The organism is Frisingicoccus caecimuris, assembly GCF_004340975.1.
GTDB classification, from domain to species: Bacteria; Bacillota; Clostridia; order Lachnospirales; family Lachnospiraceae; genus Frisingicoccus; species Frisingicoccus caecimuris.
In genome coordinates this window covers 36915-53707 of sequence record NZ_SLXA01000012.1, presented here as the reverse complement: position 1 = coordinate 53707, position 16793 = coordinate 36915, and the positions used below count along the sequence as shown (strand labels likewise).

6 protein-coding genes are annotated in these 16793 nt (G+C 47.0%); all 6 read left to right on the top strand.

The window, feature by feature from the left end; all coding sequences use genetic code 11:
• Positions 1-57: 57 nt before the first annotated feature.
• The 6 genes from EV212_RS10895 to EV212_RS14090 all read left to right on the top strand — a co-directional run bounded on the left by EV212_RS10895 (position 58) and on the right by EV212_RS14090 (position 16578).
• Positions 58-6414: a SpaA isopeptide-forming pilin-related protein gene (locus EV212_RS10895; protein WP_132093128.1), complete on the top strand. Its 6357-nt coding sequence runs from the start codon at positions 58-60 to the stop codon at positions 6412-6414.
• 79 nt (positions 6415-6493) lie between these two features.
• A complete protein-coding gene (locus EV212_RS13485) occupies positions 6494-6634 on the top strand; it encodes a hypothetical protein (protein WP_002585002.1) in 141 nt (46 codons plus the stop codon).
• 6 nt (positions 6635-6640) lie between these two features.
• A complete protein-coding gene (locus EV212_RS10890; RefSeq protein WP_132093125.1) occupies positions 6641-7729 on the top strand; it encodes a DUF5688 family protein in 1089 nt (362 codons plus the stop codon).
• Positions 7730-7795: 66 nt separating this feature from the next.
• The gene (locus tag EV212_RS10885) at positions 7796-8107 is read left to right on the top strand and encodes an HrcA family transcriptional regulator (protein WP_243115537.1); all 312 of its coding nucleotides are present in this window, start codon (positions 7796-7798) and stop codon (positions 8105-8107) included.
• Positions 8108-8227: 120 nt separating this feature from the next.
• The gene (locus tag EV212_RS10880; protein WP_132093119.1) at positions 8228-8869 is read left to right on the top strand and encodes a JAB domain-containing protein; all 642 of its coding nucleotides are present in this window, start codon (positions 8228-8230) and stop codon (positions 8867-8869) included.
• A 17-nt stretch (positions 8870-8886) separates the two neighbouring features.
• A complete protein-coding gene (locus EV212_RS14090) occupies positions 8887-16578 on the top strand; it encodes a DEAD/DEAH box helicase family protein (RefSeq protein ID WP_132093116.1) in 7692 nt (2563 codons plus the stop codon).
• Positions 16579-16793: the final 215 nt, after the last annotated feature.

The window sequence follows — 16793 nt, the reverse complement described above, 5'->3', positions numbered from 1 at the left end:
CCAGGCAGCCAGAAGGCTGTCTGGTTTCATATAAAAATGAAAGAGAGGACATGATCTATGAGAAGAACAGGACATTTAAGGAGACTCGTATCCGGATTTCTGGCAGGGATGACGCTGTTATCCACAGTGTTATCGCCCATGACAGCCTATGCGGCAGAACCCAAAGCGGAAGAAAAGCCGCCCCTTTATGAAGAGGTCAAAGATCTGCTGGACGAAGATGAGGTGGTAAAAGCCAAAGATTATGAAATTACTGTTGGCAGTGAATTTGATGTCGCCTGTGATTTTACCGGGCTGGAGATCAAAGATGACAAAAAAGTGAAAGTCACTTTTGAGGAAGCTAAGAATGGAGAGGGGAAGGATTTTGCTTTAGACCACGCAGACAGCTATAAAGCCGTCTACTATGTGGAGCCGGTCAATGAGGCACATCCAAAGTACCAGATCAGCAGAAATCTGATCGTTAAAGAGGCGGAAACAGAAGTGCAGGCTGCTTCAGAAGGAGGCGGTGAAGATGCCGGTTCCGGCGGTACAGAGGAAGCGGCAGATGACGGGGAGGCAGACTCGCAGACATTATCTGTAGAGGAGAATGAAACCGCAGAAACGGAAACTTCTGTGGAAACGGAAACCGTTACTGAGACGGAAACAGAAACAGTAGAAAGCTCTGAAGTTCTTCCGGAAGAGGACCTGGATGCAGCATTGGAAGAAAGCGAAGATCAGGAAACCGTTGATCCGGAGACTGGGCTTTCCGTATCTGATGTACTGGAACAAGGCGAAGAACAGGGAATTGATATGCTGAGCCTGGAAGAAGGCGAAACGGTACAGTTTCAGGCACAGGCACTGTTTGCAAGCGCCAGATCCACGACTTCCGTCAGTGTAACCAGAGGGGCATATTACTATTATGCAGATTATGGTCTGGGTTCTTACCTGACCGCACCTTATACCGTAAAGTTTGGTGATATTACTGCAACTGCCTATTGCGTACAGCCATCCAAACCGGGACCGGGGGATGGAACTTATACGATCACAAAACTTAGTGACGGAAAGACACTGGCTAAAGTCTGCTATTACGGTACAAAAGCCAGCGGGGATGAAGGATTTTTCGCAGAGAAGCATCCGGATTTTTCTACTGGAAAGCGTTTTATCATTACCCATCTGGCGGCTGCTTATGCAAATGGAAGCAGTGATGCCTTTTCCGGAACCAACTCCACCGGACAGGCACTGGCCATGGAACTCTATAACTACTGTGTGAGCCAGCCGGAGATCCCGGATGTGGCAATGTCATTTTCCAATGCGAAGGTAAAAGCCTATATTGACGGCAATTCCCAGAGAACGGAGGAGATCACTTTTAAGGCAGATGTGCTTCAGACGATTACGATGAAGCTTCCATCCGGCGTGAAATTCCACAACGTTTCAACCGGAAAGACCAGTGCGGCAGGGGCAAGCGTAGAAGTGTCCGGCGGCACAAAGTTTTATCTTTCCGCACCTCTGACACAGGCTGAAGATGTCAGCGGCTCCTGGTCAGTCACCATGAAAGGAAGCATTACCAAGGATTATTCCGCTTATAAGATCACCACAGGATCATCCACACAGGACCTGGCACTGGTATTTGGAGAAGGTGTCACAGATGAGAAGTATGTGGATTTCAGTGTGGAATGGGTCAAGATGGCAAAGATTGAGATCGTGAAAAAGGATGCCGGAAGCAATGCGAAGGTAGCCGGTGCGGTCTATGGCATTTACAGTGATGAAGCAGGAAAAAACCTGATCGCAAAGATGCCTGCAACCGATGCCAATGGCGCATCCAGTATCACGATTGAAAAGACACAGAATACCGTGTACTTGAAAGAGATTTCCGTACCGAACGGATATGTGCTGGATACCAAAGCCTATGGGATCAACCTGATCATCGGCGGGACCACAAAGAAAGATGTGACTGACAAGGAACAGTTTGCAGACCTGACCGTTTACAAGGAAGGGGAAGTGCTGACCGGTGCTTCTGTCACAGATTCCGGTGTGGTGTTCCAGTACACAAAACAGAGATTGAAAGGCGCTGTGTATAACGTGTATGCCGGAGCGGATATTAAAGCGGCAGATGGAAGAGTTATTTTCCAGAAGGGTGCCCTGGTAAAAGAGGGGCTGACCACAGGTGAGGATGGCAGTGCAACCCTTAAGAACCTGCATCTTGGCACTTACGTTGTAACAGAAACGAAAGCCCCGGCAGATTATGTGTGCAAAGGGGAATCCAAAACCGTCACTTTAAGCTATGCAGGGCAGAACGTGGAAGTGGCAGTAGGAAATGTGACCTTTGCCAATGACCGCCAGAAAGCAAGCGTATCTGTGCTGAAACAGGACGATACCACAAAGAACCCGCTGTCCGGAGGAATCTATGGGCTGTATGCGGCGGAGGATATCGCTGACGTATCTGGGAATGTTGTGGTAAGAAAAGATACCCTGATTGAAAAAGCAACAACCGGAAACGATGGAAACGCTGTATATCAGGCAGACCTGCCGATCAACCACAGCTATTATGTGAAAGAGCTGCAGGCACCTGTAAACTACTTCCGAAACAGTGAGGATGTATTCTCTTTCAGATTTCAATACACCAACGATAAACAGGCATCCGTCTCATTTACCCATACGTTTGAGAATGAACGTGTTAATGCAACGATCCATCTGGTCAAGAAAGATAAGGAGACCGGAAGGGAATCACAGGGGGATGCAGCCTTTGAAGGTGCTGTTTACGGAGTGTATGCAAGGGAAAACATCATCCATCCGGATGGAAAAACCGGCATCCTTTATAAAGCAGGAAGCCAGGTGGCAACCATGACAGTTGATAAAAAGGGTGATGCTTCTGTAGAAGATCTGTACCTTGGAAAATACTATGTGAAAGAGATCACACCGCCGACCGGATATCTGATCGACGAGGGTGAGTATGACCTGGAATGCAGTTATGAGGGAGACCTTGTAAAGACCGTGGAGCGCAGTACGGAATCTTCGGAACAGGTCATGAAACAGCCGTTCCAGGTAATTAAAGCGGCGAACAATGGAAAGACAGACGCAGACCTGTTAAAAGGTGCCGGATTTACTGCTTATTTAAAGAGCAGCTTAAAGACCAATCCGGACGGCAGCTACGATTTTGCATCTGCCAAGCCGGTAGTGCTGACCGCAGATGGAAAAACAGAGATGTTTACCGATGCCAAAGGATATGCCTGCAGCATCCCGCTTCCGTATGGTACTTACCTTGTGAAGGAAACAACAACACCGCACAATTATAAGCCAGTGGATGACTTTATTGTTACCATCAGTGAAAACCATCCGGATGAACCGCAGATCTGGCGGATCCTTTTGGATGATGAATTTAAAGCAAAGTTAAAGATCGTGAAGAAAGACGATGAAACAAAGAGACCGGTACTGGTGGCAGGTACAGAATTTAAGATTTATGACCTGGATCATAAGAAATATGTGGAACAGGTTACTACTTACCCGATCACTGTTACCCACAAATCCTATTTCACAGACAGTCAGGGTTATCTGATCCTTCCGAACAATTTGAGCATCGGACATTACCGGATCGAGGAAGTGACAGCCCCGGATGGCTATACCTTAAACCAGAATTATGTGGAAATCGCAGTGGATTCCAATACTGCATACCAGATGGATTCTGTCAGCGGGGATGTGGTGATTGAAGTAGATTACGAAAACCATCCGGTCAAAGGAAAGCTGGCTGTTTACAAAAAAGGTGAGATGCTTGCTGGATTTAACAAGGATTTCATTTACGAAGAGCAGTTCCTGAAAGATGCCGTCTTTGGAGTGTATGCGGCGGAGGATATTTACTCCCCGGATTATCAGAAAGACGCAGATGGGAACCGGATTGTAGTCTATGCAAAGGATACACTGGTGACTACGATCACAACCGGTGAGGATGGAATGGCAGTAGCTGAAAACCTTCCGCTTGGTGCTTACCGAGTGGTAGAAAAAACAGCCCCGGAAGGTTTTGTGTTAAATCCGGAGGCTGCAGAAGTTGTCTTTGTCTATGAAGGTCAGGATACCCCAGTGGTAGAGCAGGAAGTGACCGTCGGTGATGAGAGACAGAAGGTAGCGGTTACGGTTGAAAAACAGGATGCGGAAAATGGTGCTGTTGTGGCAGGTGCCGTATTTGGTATCTACAACAAAGAAGATATTACCGCAGACGGCAAAGTAATCGTTGAGGCAGACACCCTCCTTCAGGAAATGACTTCAGATGAAAAGGGACAGGCAGGCTGTACACTGGATCTTCCGCTTGGAAGCTACTATGTGAAAGAACTGAAAGCCCCGGCAGGATTTGTTTCCTCCAATGAAGTCCTGGACTTTGATGCGTCCTATCAGGGACAGGATGTGGAAACAGTTGTTTTGAAAGCCGTAAAGAAAAACCAGCCGACCACAGTGGAGATCACAAAATCTGACATTACCACTGGAACAGAACTGGATGGCGCAAGCCTGAAAGTGCTGGATAAGGACGGGAATGTTGTGGATGAATGGACTTCTGTTAAGGATGCCCCGCATGTGATCAAACGTCTGGTGGCAGGTGAGACTTACACACTCCGGGAAGAATTTGCACCGTATGGATACCTGAAAGCAACGGATATCACGTTTACTGTTGAGGATAACGGCGATGTCCAGAAGGTTGAAATGAAGGATGAAGTGCCGACCGGGCTTCTGATCATCAACAAAAAGGGTGAATTCCTGGATAAAGTAACGCTTCTGGATAACGCAAAAGGCACTGTGGAGCATCTGTTTGAGTATATCACCGGAAGCCTTACCGAAGTTACTTTCAACGTTTATGCTGCAGAAGATATCAAAGCGGCAGATGGTGTCAGCGAGGATTACTTCCAAGCAGATGAACTGGTGGGAACCATTACCACAGATACCAATGGTATTGCACAGCTTGGGGATCTTCCGGTTGGAAAATACTATGTGAAAGAGGCAGAAACTGCCCATGGTTATGTGCTGGATGGGGAGCCTAAGTTTGTGGATTTAAGTTACCGTGACCAGGATACCCCGGTGGTAACGTATGATGAAGCATGGCAGAATAACCGACAGAAAGTCAAAGTGACCGTCCTGAAAAAGGAAAAAGATACGGAGCGTGTACTGGCAGGCGGTATCTTCGGATTGTTTACAAGGGAGGATATCAAAAATGCCGACGGCGATGTCCTGCTGGAAGCAGATACGCTCATTGAGCTTAAGACTTCCGATGAAAACGGTCAGATCACCTTTACGGCAGACCTGCCGGTAGACGGAAACTATTATGTGAAAGAACTATATGCCCCGGATGGTTTTGTGGCCACCAATGAGGAACAGGATTTCACCTTTGAATACGCCGGTGCTGAGCAGGCAGAGGTAAGCTATGATTTTACCTTTGAAAATGAGGCAACAACCGTGGAGCTGACAAAATCCGACCTGACAACAGGGGATGAACTTCCCGGTGCCCACCTGAAAGTGACCGATGAGGACGGAAATGTTGTGGATGAATGGGTATCCACAGAAGAAGCTCATGTAATCAAAGAACTGGTAGTCGGCAAGACCTACACAATGACAGAAACCAAACCTGCAGATGGATATGTAACCGCAGAAAGCATCGAATTTACCATTGAGAATACTGCAGAGATCCAGAAGCATGAGATGAAGGACGATGTGACAAAGGTGCAGATCAGCAAAACGGATATCACCGGAGACCAGGAGATCCCGGGTGCGAAGCTGACGATCCTAGATGAAAATGACCAGGTAGTAGAAAGCTGGACTTCCACAGAGGAGCCGCATTATGTGGAGAAGCTGCCGATTGGCAAATACACACTCAGGGAAGAACAGGCACCGAAAGGATTTATCCTGACAGCAGATGTCTCCTTTGAAGTGAAAGATACCGGTGAGATCCAGACCGTTGTTATGAAGGATGATACCGCAAAAGGTAAAGTGATCCTGAATAAAACAGATAAGGAAACCGGAGAGCCGTTAAAAGGCGTGGAATTTGAACTCCGTGACAGCAAAGGAAAGGTGCTGGAGACCTTAAAGACGGATGCTGCCGGTCATGCGGAGAGCAGCCTTTATGAGATCGCTGATTACAAAGACGGTAAATTTGCCGGTGAGAAGAAATATTATCTGGTGGAAACCAAGACATTGGATGGCTACACACTGGATAAGACCGAGCATGAAGTGGTATTTGCCTACAAAGATGACAGTACACCGATTGTGGAAGTGACTTTTGACCTGACAAATGACAAGCCGGAAGTGCCACAGACATCGGAAGGCACACCAGGAACACCATCAGCCGGTAACCCGAAGACCGGGGATGAGACGAATCTCTGGCTTCCGGTGGTACTGCTGGCAATATCTGTAAGCGGCATTGCCGGACTTCTGGCAGCCAGAAGAAAGAGAAAAAGAAAATAGTAACCTTATATGAGCAGGGAGCCTTAATTTAGGGCTCTCTTTTATCATAGCAAAAATCAGGAAAGGACAGGTAAAGAATATGAAGAAAACAATGAACACAGTGCAGGCAGGGAGAGAAATGCAGGAGAGATCATTCAAGAGAATGATGGCATACCAGAAAAAAGCAGAGCAGGCAGTCAACAAAAAGAGAATGAACCAGCACATGATCAGAAGGGGGTAATTGTGTATGATGAACAGAAAAGATTTTTTTGAATATGTAAAAGACAATGTGAAGGACTATCTTCCGGAAAAATATGCGGATGCCAATATCCATCTGCAGGAAGTGGTAAAGAAAAACGGACTGACACTGACGGCGGTGGTCATTCCCGCAAAAGACAGCAATATTACACCGAATGTATATCTGGATTCCTTTTACCAGGAATACCGGAATGGGAAAAATCCGGATGCCTGTGTAGGGGATGTGGCAGACCTCTGGATTGAACAGATGGATACAGATCTGAATGTTGATGTGAATGGCATGATGGATTATGGGAATGTCAAAGATAAACTGCAGATCAGGATGTGTGACCCGGATAAAAACAAAGAATGGCTGGAAGATAAGGCTGTGACCATGCATGGGGATTTCGCTGCTTATTACACGGTCAATCTGTCGGAAAATAAAGACGGCATTGCTTCGGTTTCCGTGACCAAAGCACTTTTAGAGGCATGGAAGATTGATGTCCAGACTCTCCATCAGGATGCGATGGCATCAGATAAGAACCGAGGACCGGCTTTATACTCAATGAATGATCTGATGGAGTCCTCTATTATGGGAGAAAAACCCCAGAATCTGTTGAACGGAGACAGGAGGGCAGAGGAATTTTTCATGCCCATGTTTTGCCTGACGAACGAAACGAAAATGAATGCTGCATCCCTGATCCTGCATGAGGATATCCGAAAACAGATCGGGGAGTTTATGAAGGGCGATTTTTATATCCTGCCTTCCTCCATCCATGAAACACTTCTGTTGCCGGATAATGGGGATTTCGATGTGAAAGCCCTGAATGCCATGGTAAAAGAAGTCAATGCAACAGAAGTAGCACTGGAAGATATTCTTTCGGATAAAGTGCAGTTCTGTGATGGCAGAACAGCCGTGATGGAAAATGCGGAGAAACGGGAAGCACGTCTGGAAAAAGAAAAGGCGGCTGCGGCAGAAAAGCCGGCAGAGAAAACCGGGCTTCATGGAAAGCTGGAAAAGGCGAAGGAAGAGATGAAAGCCGGGGATGTCCTGGGAAAGCCACAGGGTAAAACGAGAGATACGGCTATGGTAATGTAACAATAATAAGCAGAGTTATAAGGGGACTTCCATTGTGGAGGTTCCCTTATATGAAGGAGGATGTATATGTCAGAGTGGTGCTTATATGGTGATGATAAAAGAGAAAAATTTGAAAGACGGTTAGAACCGGATAGCCTTGAAGGCGAGTTAATCAGGTATAAGGAAGTTTTGGGTGAAGAATTTGGACTCAAAGAACTTCTGGCTCTTGAGGATTTAAGGGTAAAAGCATTGATAGCGGAGGCAATCAACAATGTACCGGAGTTTTTATTGGATCAGATTGGAAAAGCCAGGAACAGTTATGAGTTTCCTTCCCTTGTAAAGGAACTTGGACGTATTGCAGATGTTATGGAAGAGGTTGTGGAGGGAGAAGGGGAATGAGCAGCAAAATGAAAGAGGAAGAAAGAAAAAGGTTATCCGGATATCTCCGGAAATGCCTGGAATTACAAAAAGACCAGGAGTTCATTCTTCAAATCCCATTAAAGAGAGGAGCATTGGAAAGTGAGAAGAAAATACGGAATTGATCAGGTATCGGTTCGCCTTGTGAAAGAAACACCGATCCTGAGTGAGGAAGAAATCTCTACACCGGAAGATGCGATCCGGGTATTGGGAGATACCTTTAAAGACTACGACCGGGAAGTGGTAGGAGTGGTTCATTTGCGGAGTGATAATGTTCCCATCAACATGGCCATCATCAGTATGGGGACACTGAACCAGTCACTGGTGCATCCGAGGGAAGTATTAAAAGCGGCGTTCTTGTCGAATGCCGCTTCTATCCTTCTGTTCCACAACCATCCAAGTGGCAGCCTGAACCCATCGAAGGATGATATTGCACTCACGGGAAGAATGCAGCAACTTTGTATGCTGGCAGGAATCCCTGTGATTGACCATGTGATTCTTGGAAATGACCAGTCCTATTTTTCTTTCCGGGAAAAAAAGATCCTTCCTATGGAGCAGATTCAATACTCTGTGGATTTGAATGATATCAATCTGAAAGTGGCGGAAAAGGAAGCAGAGAATTATGGATATGAGAAACCACATAAAAAATCAATCAAGGAATCCTTAGAGGAAAACCGGAAAAAGATCACATCCGGTCAGAAAACATCCGGTGTGAAGAAAAAACGGGAAACGACGATAGAATGAGAGGAGGATGAATGGGTATGGCAAATAAATTATATGCCATGGAACAGCTGACGGAAGAAGTCGCAAAGGACATCGCAGCAAAGCCGGAAGAGTGGATGCGTTTTTTGGATACTGCATCCCGGTTATATAAATACACCTTTGATGAACAGCTTCTGATCTTTGCCCAGAGGCCGGAAGCAACTGCCGTGGCATCCATGGAGGTATGGAATAAGCGGATGTACCGATGGATCAAAAAAGGCTCCAAAGGGATTGCCCTGATTGATTATACATCCAGCCCGAAAAACCGCCTGCGGTATGTGTTTGATATTTCGGATACTTATAAGGTGAGGAATCTGGGGAAAGATCCGGCTTTGTGGGTGCTGCCACAGGATGACCGTGCCTTTGCGGCAGATTATCTGCAGAGAGCGTATGGATTGGACGAAGGAGATGGCGGGCTTGCCGGAACCCTGCATCAGGCAGCACAGGAAAGTGTGCGGAAGTGGCTTCCGGATGCGTTTGATGAACTGAAACTGGATGTGCAGGGGACATTTCTGGAAGAACTGGATGAACAGAACCAGGAAGTGGAGTTCCGGAACCTTATGACCGACAGTGTATGGTATGTCCTTTTAAAACGTTGCGGGATAGATACGGAAGAGTACCTGTCTGCGGACAGCCTGCGGCACATCACGGATTTTAATGACCTCCGTGTGCTTGGGCACCTTGGCACAGCGGTTAATGAGATCTGCCGACCGATTCTGATGCAGCTTGGACGGTATGTCCTTATGGATCTGGAAAATGACAGGAAAACGGTTGCAAAAGAATCGGAAGTGGTCTATAATGAATTTAACACGTTAATTCGTGAAAGCAAAGAAATTACACCAGAACAAGAGATAGAAGAAAACAAGGAGGAAACAGAGCATGAGAGAGATCACTTACAGCAGGAACGGAGATTATCTGATCCCGGATATCAAACTGGAGGAGACCAGGGGAACCATCGGGAAATACGGGATGATGCGGAAGGAATATCTGAGGAACCACAAGAAAGCCAGATTCAGCATACTGGCACTGCAGAACAGGCTGGGCAGCCATCTGATGGAAGTGGACAGCGAAGCCAGACAGAAAGTGGAAGACCTGACCATGCAGCTTCTGGAGAAAGACCCGGCACCGGAGAAATCAGCCGACAGCATGGCATGGACCCGTCACATGAACCGGATCCGGGCACAGGCAGAGGAACTGGTGGTTCAGGAGATTATATACAATTAAGCCTGTTCCCTACAGAGGAAGAACAGTTTGGAGAGATCAGGAAAGCGGCAGCTGCACTCACACAGCCAGCCGCTTTTTTTGTTTCGGATGAAATTGTGGATGATGTGCTTCGTACCGGAAGCGGTCGGAAGAATACGTTATTCCATATCACTGCAAAACTTGTGGAAGGAATTGACCATGAGGAACTGAGAAGTTTTCTCATCCAGGAATATGGTACCGGCGGGAAAGGGTTTGAGTTTTCCGGACAGAAATTCAGTATCTGGTATGACGTGGACGGGATGCGATTCCGACGTGGGGAATCCGCAAGACACAATTATGACCGTATGCTTACCTGGGAAGAAGCGGCAAACCGCATTCAGGATATGTATGATGCGGGGACTTATGTCTCCAACGTGATTATGCAGAACTCCATTAAAGTGGAATGTGATGAACTTTCCAGCCAGCTGGCACTCCATTTCCGGGATACCGGGGCTATCAGGGGAATATACAGCCATACAGAAACGACCGAAAGGTTCCGTGCAGGTCTGGATGACCGGGAGCAGACAAGGGAGTATTACCAGATGCTTGTGGAACTGGAACGGGATATGGAACGTCATCCGGAAAACTATATGAGGTACCAGATCCGGAATAATCCGATATACAAGCAGAGGGTCTATGACCTTGGAAGGACGCTCGATTGGAGTCGGCAGGAAGAAACCGTAACACCGCCGGAAATAGCTTTTATTACGCAGGATGAGATTGATTCTGTTTTACGAAGAGGTGGAAATGTAGCTGGCGGAAGGAACCGTATCTATGAATTTTTCATGGAACATCACGATGAAAAAGAAGCAGCTGACTTTTTAAAACATGAGTATGGAGACGGAGGATGCACGCCAGGCATCCAGGGAAGCGATCTTTCCGATGAGTGGCATGATGCAAAGGGAATCCGTTTGAGCAAAGGGCAGATTTCCAACCCGAGCCTGAGAACACTTGTCAAGTGGAAACAGGCAGCTTCAAGGACGAGGCAGCTGATCCGGATGGATGATTTTTTGTCACCGGAAGAACTGGAAAAGTATGAAGAACGGCAGGAAGCACAGCGGCTTGCTGATATGGAGGAAGTAAAGCAGTCTCTGGAAACGGAGGAGGTTCCGGAAGAAACTGAAGAAGTTCATGAGGAAGTTCCTGCGGAAGAAAATGTGGAAGATAAGCCGGAGGAAAGCGGGCAGCCATTAAGGGCAGAAGACGTGCAGAACCTGGTATTAGTAAACCGCCAGTATTCCTCTGTGAGCAGGACAACGGAGTATGACTTTACCTGTGAGATACGTGGGGAGCAGGATATCCTGCATTATACGGTGGAATACCACGATGACGGGGAAGGGTTTACTATCCATACGGAAAAAGATGATATCTGGGAGCGGATGTCCGAACCGGAACTGGAACGGCTGGAGATGGTACTGGAACGGGAAGCCCTTTATTTTCAGTACCATGAGGATATTGAAAATGCATCAAATCTGGAAGAACTCCAGGAAGTCAGCTACAGTATCATGGAAAATGAATCCATCTATTTCCGGCAAATATCGGAACGTGTCTGGAATGAGTATGGGGAAAAGGAACGTGCATTATCTGCTGAGATACCGGCAGTCAATTTTCATATTACGGATGACCAGCTGGGCTATGGAACGGCAAAAGAAAAATTCAGAGCCAATGTGATGGCAATCCGGGTTCTGAAAAAATGTGAAAGCGAGAACCGTTATGCATCACCAGAGGAGCAGGAAATCCTGTCAAACTATGTAGGGTGGGGAGGCTTGCCGGATGCCTTTGATGAAAGCAAAGCATCCTGGAGTGACGAGTATCAGGAACTGAAAGATCTGCTTACCAGGGAAGAATATGCGGAGGCAAGGGAATCCACGTTGAATGCCCATTATACACAGCCTGTTATCATCGAGAGTATGTACCAGGTGCTTCAGAATCTGGGATTTGAAAAGGGAAACATCCTGGAACCGTCCATGGGTGTAGGAAACTTTTTTGGAATGCTTCCGGACAAGTTACAGCAGTCCCGGCTTTACGGAGTGGAACTAGACAGCATCAGCGGAAGGATCGCAAAACTGCTTTATCCGAACGCAAATATTCAGATCAAAGGATTTGAAAAGACCGATTATCCCAATGACTTTTTTGATGTGGCAATCGGAAATGTCCCTTTTGGTTCCTATAAAGTGAATGACCGCCAGTATGACAAGTATAATTTTATGATCCACGACTATTTCCTTGCAAAGACCATTGACCAGTTACGACCGGGTGGCGTGGCTGCCCTGATCACAACCAAGGGAACCATGGATAAAGCATCGCCGGAGGTAAGGAAGTATCTTGCAGAGAGGGCAGAGCTTCTCGGTGCGATCCGTCTTCCGAACAATGCCTTTAAAGCGAATGCGGGAACCGAAGTCAGTGCAGACATCCTGTTTTTCCAGAAGAGGGAGAGCATTTCCATGGAAGAGCCGGAATGGGTTGCTTTTGGAGAGGATGGGAATGGGATTACCATAAACCAGTATTTTATTACCCACCCGGAAATGGTACTTGGAACGATGGCAGAGGTATCCGGACCATATGGCATGGAGACTGCCTGCCTTCCGCTGGAAGGGGCAGACCTGGCGGAACAGCTGGAAGATGCCGCAGCGAAAATCCATGGAACGATGGTTCCGGCAGTAACGGCAGAAACAGAACTGGATGAGATCATGGAAAGCATTCCTGCGGATCCGGCTGTCCGGAACTACAGCTTTACTGTGGTGGATGACCAGATCTACTACCGGGTAAATTCCCTGATGAATCCGGTGAAGCTGCCGGCAGCCACGGCGGAACGTGTGAAAGGTATGGTTGAGATCCGTGAGGTAGTCCGGGACTTGATCGCCCTGCAGATGGAGGAAAATGCAACAGATGAGGCGATACAGGAGCTTCAGGTCAAACTGAATCAGGTCTATGATGCCTATACGGAAAAATACGGGGTCATCGGAAGCAATGCAAACAAACGGGCATTCTCCGATGATTCTTCTTATTGTCTGCTCTGTTCGTTGGAGGATCTTAATGAAGACGGTACGTTGAAACGGAAAGCGGATATGTTCACCAAGCGGACGATTAAGAAAGCAGTGGCTGTGACCAGTGTGGAAACTGCGGCGGAAGCCCTGACGATTTCCCTGAATGAAAAAGCAAGGGTTGACCTTCCTTATATGGCAGGACTGACAGGTAAGCCGGAAGAGAAAGTTGCAGAAGAACTGACCGGTGTAATCTTTCGGGATCCGGTCAATGGACAGTGGGAGACTGCGGATGAATATTTATCCGGTAATGTCCGGGAGAAGCTGAAAACAGCAAGAATCTTTGCGGAAAACCACCCGGAATTTACCAGCAATGTACATGCTTTGGAACAGGTGCAGCCGGTAGACCTGGATGCGTCAGAGATTGAAGTCCGGATCGGAGCCACGTGGATCGCCCCGGAAATATACCGGGATTTTATGGAAGAACTATTTGATACCCCTGGGTATCTGGTTGGAAGGGTAATTGATATCCGGTATTCGGAAGCCAGCGGTGCATGGAATATTAGCGGTAAAAATGCGGACAGTGACCGGAATGTGCTGACCACAGCAACCTATGGCACCAGCCGGATCAATGCCTATAAGATTCTGGAAGAAACCCTGAATTTAAAAGATGTACGGATCTATGACACAAAGATTGATGCAGAGGGAAATGAAATCCGTGTGTTGAATAAAAAAGAAACGATGCTGGCAACCCAGAAACAGGATGCGATCAAGGAAGCATTTAAGGACTGGATCTTCAGGGACCAGGAACGGAGGGAAAAGCTGTGCAGGATTTATAATGACCGCTTCAATTCCATCCGTCCCAGGGAATACGATGGCAGCCATCTGACCTTTCCGGGAATGAATCCGGAAATAGAGCTTCGCCCGCACCAGAAAAATGCCGTTGCCCATCAGCTTTATGGGGATAATGTCCTGCTTGCCCATGTAGTGGGAAGCGGAAAGACCTATGAGATGATAGCCGCAGCTATGGAGAGCAAACGTCTTGGCATTGCCCAGAAAACCCTTTTTGTTGTTCCAAACCACCTGACGGAGCAGTGGGGAGCCGAGTTCCTGCAGCTTTATCCAGGAGCCAATATCCTTGTGGCAACGAAGAAAGATTTTGAACCGGCAAACCGCAAGAAGTTCTGTGCCAGAATCGCAATGGGCAACTACGATGCTGTGATCATCGGACATTCCCAGTTTGAGAGGATTCCCTTATCGGAAGAACGCCAGAAAAAGGTCATCGAAGAGCAGATCGAAGAACTGGAAGCAGGGATTCAGGCGGCAAAGTATGAGGTTGATGGAAGCCGTTTTACAGTAAAACAGCTGGAAAAGACAAAGAAAAGTCTCAGGAGACGTCTGGAAAAGCTGGAGAACAAAGAGAAAAAGGATGATGTGGTCACATTTGAAGAACTGGGGGTAGACCGTCTGTATGTGGATGAAGCCCATTATTACAAAAATGCGTTCCTTTACACAAAAATGAGGAATGTGGCAGGCATTGCCCAGAATGAAGCCCAGAAATCGGCGGATATGTTCAACAAATGCCAGTATCTGGATGAGATTACTGGCGGGAAAGGCATTACATTCGCTACAGGCACACCGGTCAGCAACAGTATGACGGAACTTTATACCATGCAGCGTTACCTGCAGTATGGCAAACTGAACCGGATGGGACTGGGACATTTTGATTCCTGGGCATCCACCTTTGGTGAAGTTGTGACCAGTATCGAACTGGCTCCGGAAGGTACCGGATACCGGGCAAAATCCAGGTTTGCCAGATTTTACAATATCCCGGAACTTATGAGTATGTTTAAGGAGATTGCTGATATTAAGACGGCAGACCAGCTAGAACTTCCGGTGCCGGAAGCAGAATATGAGACCGTGGTGTTAAAGCCGACAGAATATCAGAAAGACATTGTTGCAAGTCTTGGAGAGCGGGCAGAAGTGATCCGAAATGGTATTGTGGATTCCTCCGTCGATAACATGCTTAAGGTGACGAATGACGGAAGAAAGCTGGCGTTGGATCAGCGCCTTGTGAATCCAATGCTCCCGGATGATGGGGAAAGTAAAATTTGTGCCTGTGTGGAGAAAAGCTTTGCCATCTGGAAGGAGACGGTATCAAAAAGGTCTGCCCAGATCATTTTTTGTGACCTTAGCACACCAAAGGGGGATGGCACTTTTAACGTCTATGATGATCTGAAAAAGAAACTCATGGCCAAGGGAGTGCCGGAGGCGGAAATCGCATTTATTCATGCTGCCAATACAGAGGTAAAGAAAACGGAGCTGTTCAGTAAAGTAAAATCCGGGCAGGTCCGTTTTTTGCTAGGTTCCACTGCTAAGATGGGCGCTGGGACCAACGTTCAGGACCGGCTGATTGCCCTGCACCATCTGGACGTGGGCTGGAAACCCTCCGATTTGGAACAAAGGGAGGGCCGTATCATTCGCCAGGGCAACATGAATCAGAAAGTGCATATCTATCGGTATGTGACGGAAGGAACCTTTGACAGCTTTATGTGGCAGCTGATCGAAAGCAAGCAGAAATTCATCTCCCAGATCATGACAAGCAAATCTCCGGTACGAAGCTGTGAGGATGTGGATGATACGGCATTGTCCTATGCGGAAGTAAAAGCCCTGGCAACGGGGAATCCGGCGATTAAGGAGAAAATGTCACTGGATATAGAAGTCTCAAAGTTAAAACTGCTGAAAGCCAATTTTGTGAGCAACCATTACCGTTTGGAAGATGATATTGCAAAGAATTATCCACAGCAGATCGCAAAGCTGAAGGAAAGTATCGAAGGATTAAGGGCGGATCTGGAAAAGTATCAGGCAAATAAGATCACGGATCCGGAGAAATTTGTGATGGAAGTCGGTGGGACAGTATTCTCTGAGAAAAAAGAAGCGGGAGCAGCCCTTCTTGCCGTCTGTCAGTCCATGAAACAGGCAGATGCCATGATCAATGTCGGACAGTATCAGGGATTTTCAATTCGCTTAAAGTTTGATTCCTGGAACAAGGAATTTATCCTTTTCCTGAAAAATGAAAATGTATATCGTGTCAGCCTTGGCTCCGATGAAAACGGAAATATTATCAGGATCAATAATGCATTGGAGGCAATCCCACAAAAACTGGCGGAAGCAGAGCAAAAGCTTGAGACAGTGCAGGGACAGCTGAAGAATGCGATGGAAGAGGTGAAAAAACCGTTTCCGAAAGAGGAAGAACTAAACCAGAAACTGGAGCGTCTGTCGGAACTGAATGCATTGCTGAACATGGACGAAAAGGAAACTGTGATGGAGGGGGAAGAAGAGCAGGACGAGGAAAAAGAGGAACACCAGTCCCTTCATGACAGAATTACTGCCATCAAGCAGAACAGCCAGAAACAGGAGGGAAAAGAGCCGACAATGAGAACTACAGAAGCGTGTATCGGGTAATCTTTTGATATACAAGACAGGTTATAAGGTGTAAAAAGGGGGGATAGGGTTATGCCCCTTGAAATAAACAAATCGAAGTTGTAGAGATGATGGGAAGATTGTTATTTTCATATGCATAGAATTGCTACAAAACTAATGCATCATTTTCCAAAGAGGCTGAACATCTCCTTCTGCTAGTTTGCTGGGATACCGAAAACATTCAATTCCAGTTGAGG

Coding starts and splice junctions, on each gene's coding strand:
- EV212_RS10895 (WP_132093128.1), top strand. CDS start 58: ATGAGAAGAACAGGACATTTAAGGAGACTCGTATCCGGATTTCTGGCA.
- EV212_RS13485 (WP_002585002.1), top strand. CDS start 6,494: ATGAAGAAAACAATGAACACAGTGCAGGCAGGGAGAGAAATGCAGGAG.
- EV212_RS14090 (WP_132093116.1), top strand. CDS start 8,887: ATGGCAAATAAATTATATGCCATGGAACAGCTGACGGAAGAAGTCGCA.
- EV212_RS10885 (WP_243115537.1), top strand. CDS start 7,796: ATGTCAGAGTGGTGCTTATATGGTGATGATAAAAGAGAAAAATTTGAA.
- EV212_RS10890 (WP_132093125.1), top strand. CDS start 6,641: ATGATGAACAGAAAAGATTTTTTTGAATATGTAAAAGACAATGTGAAG.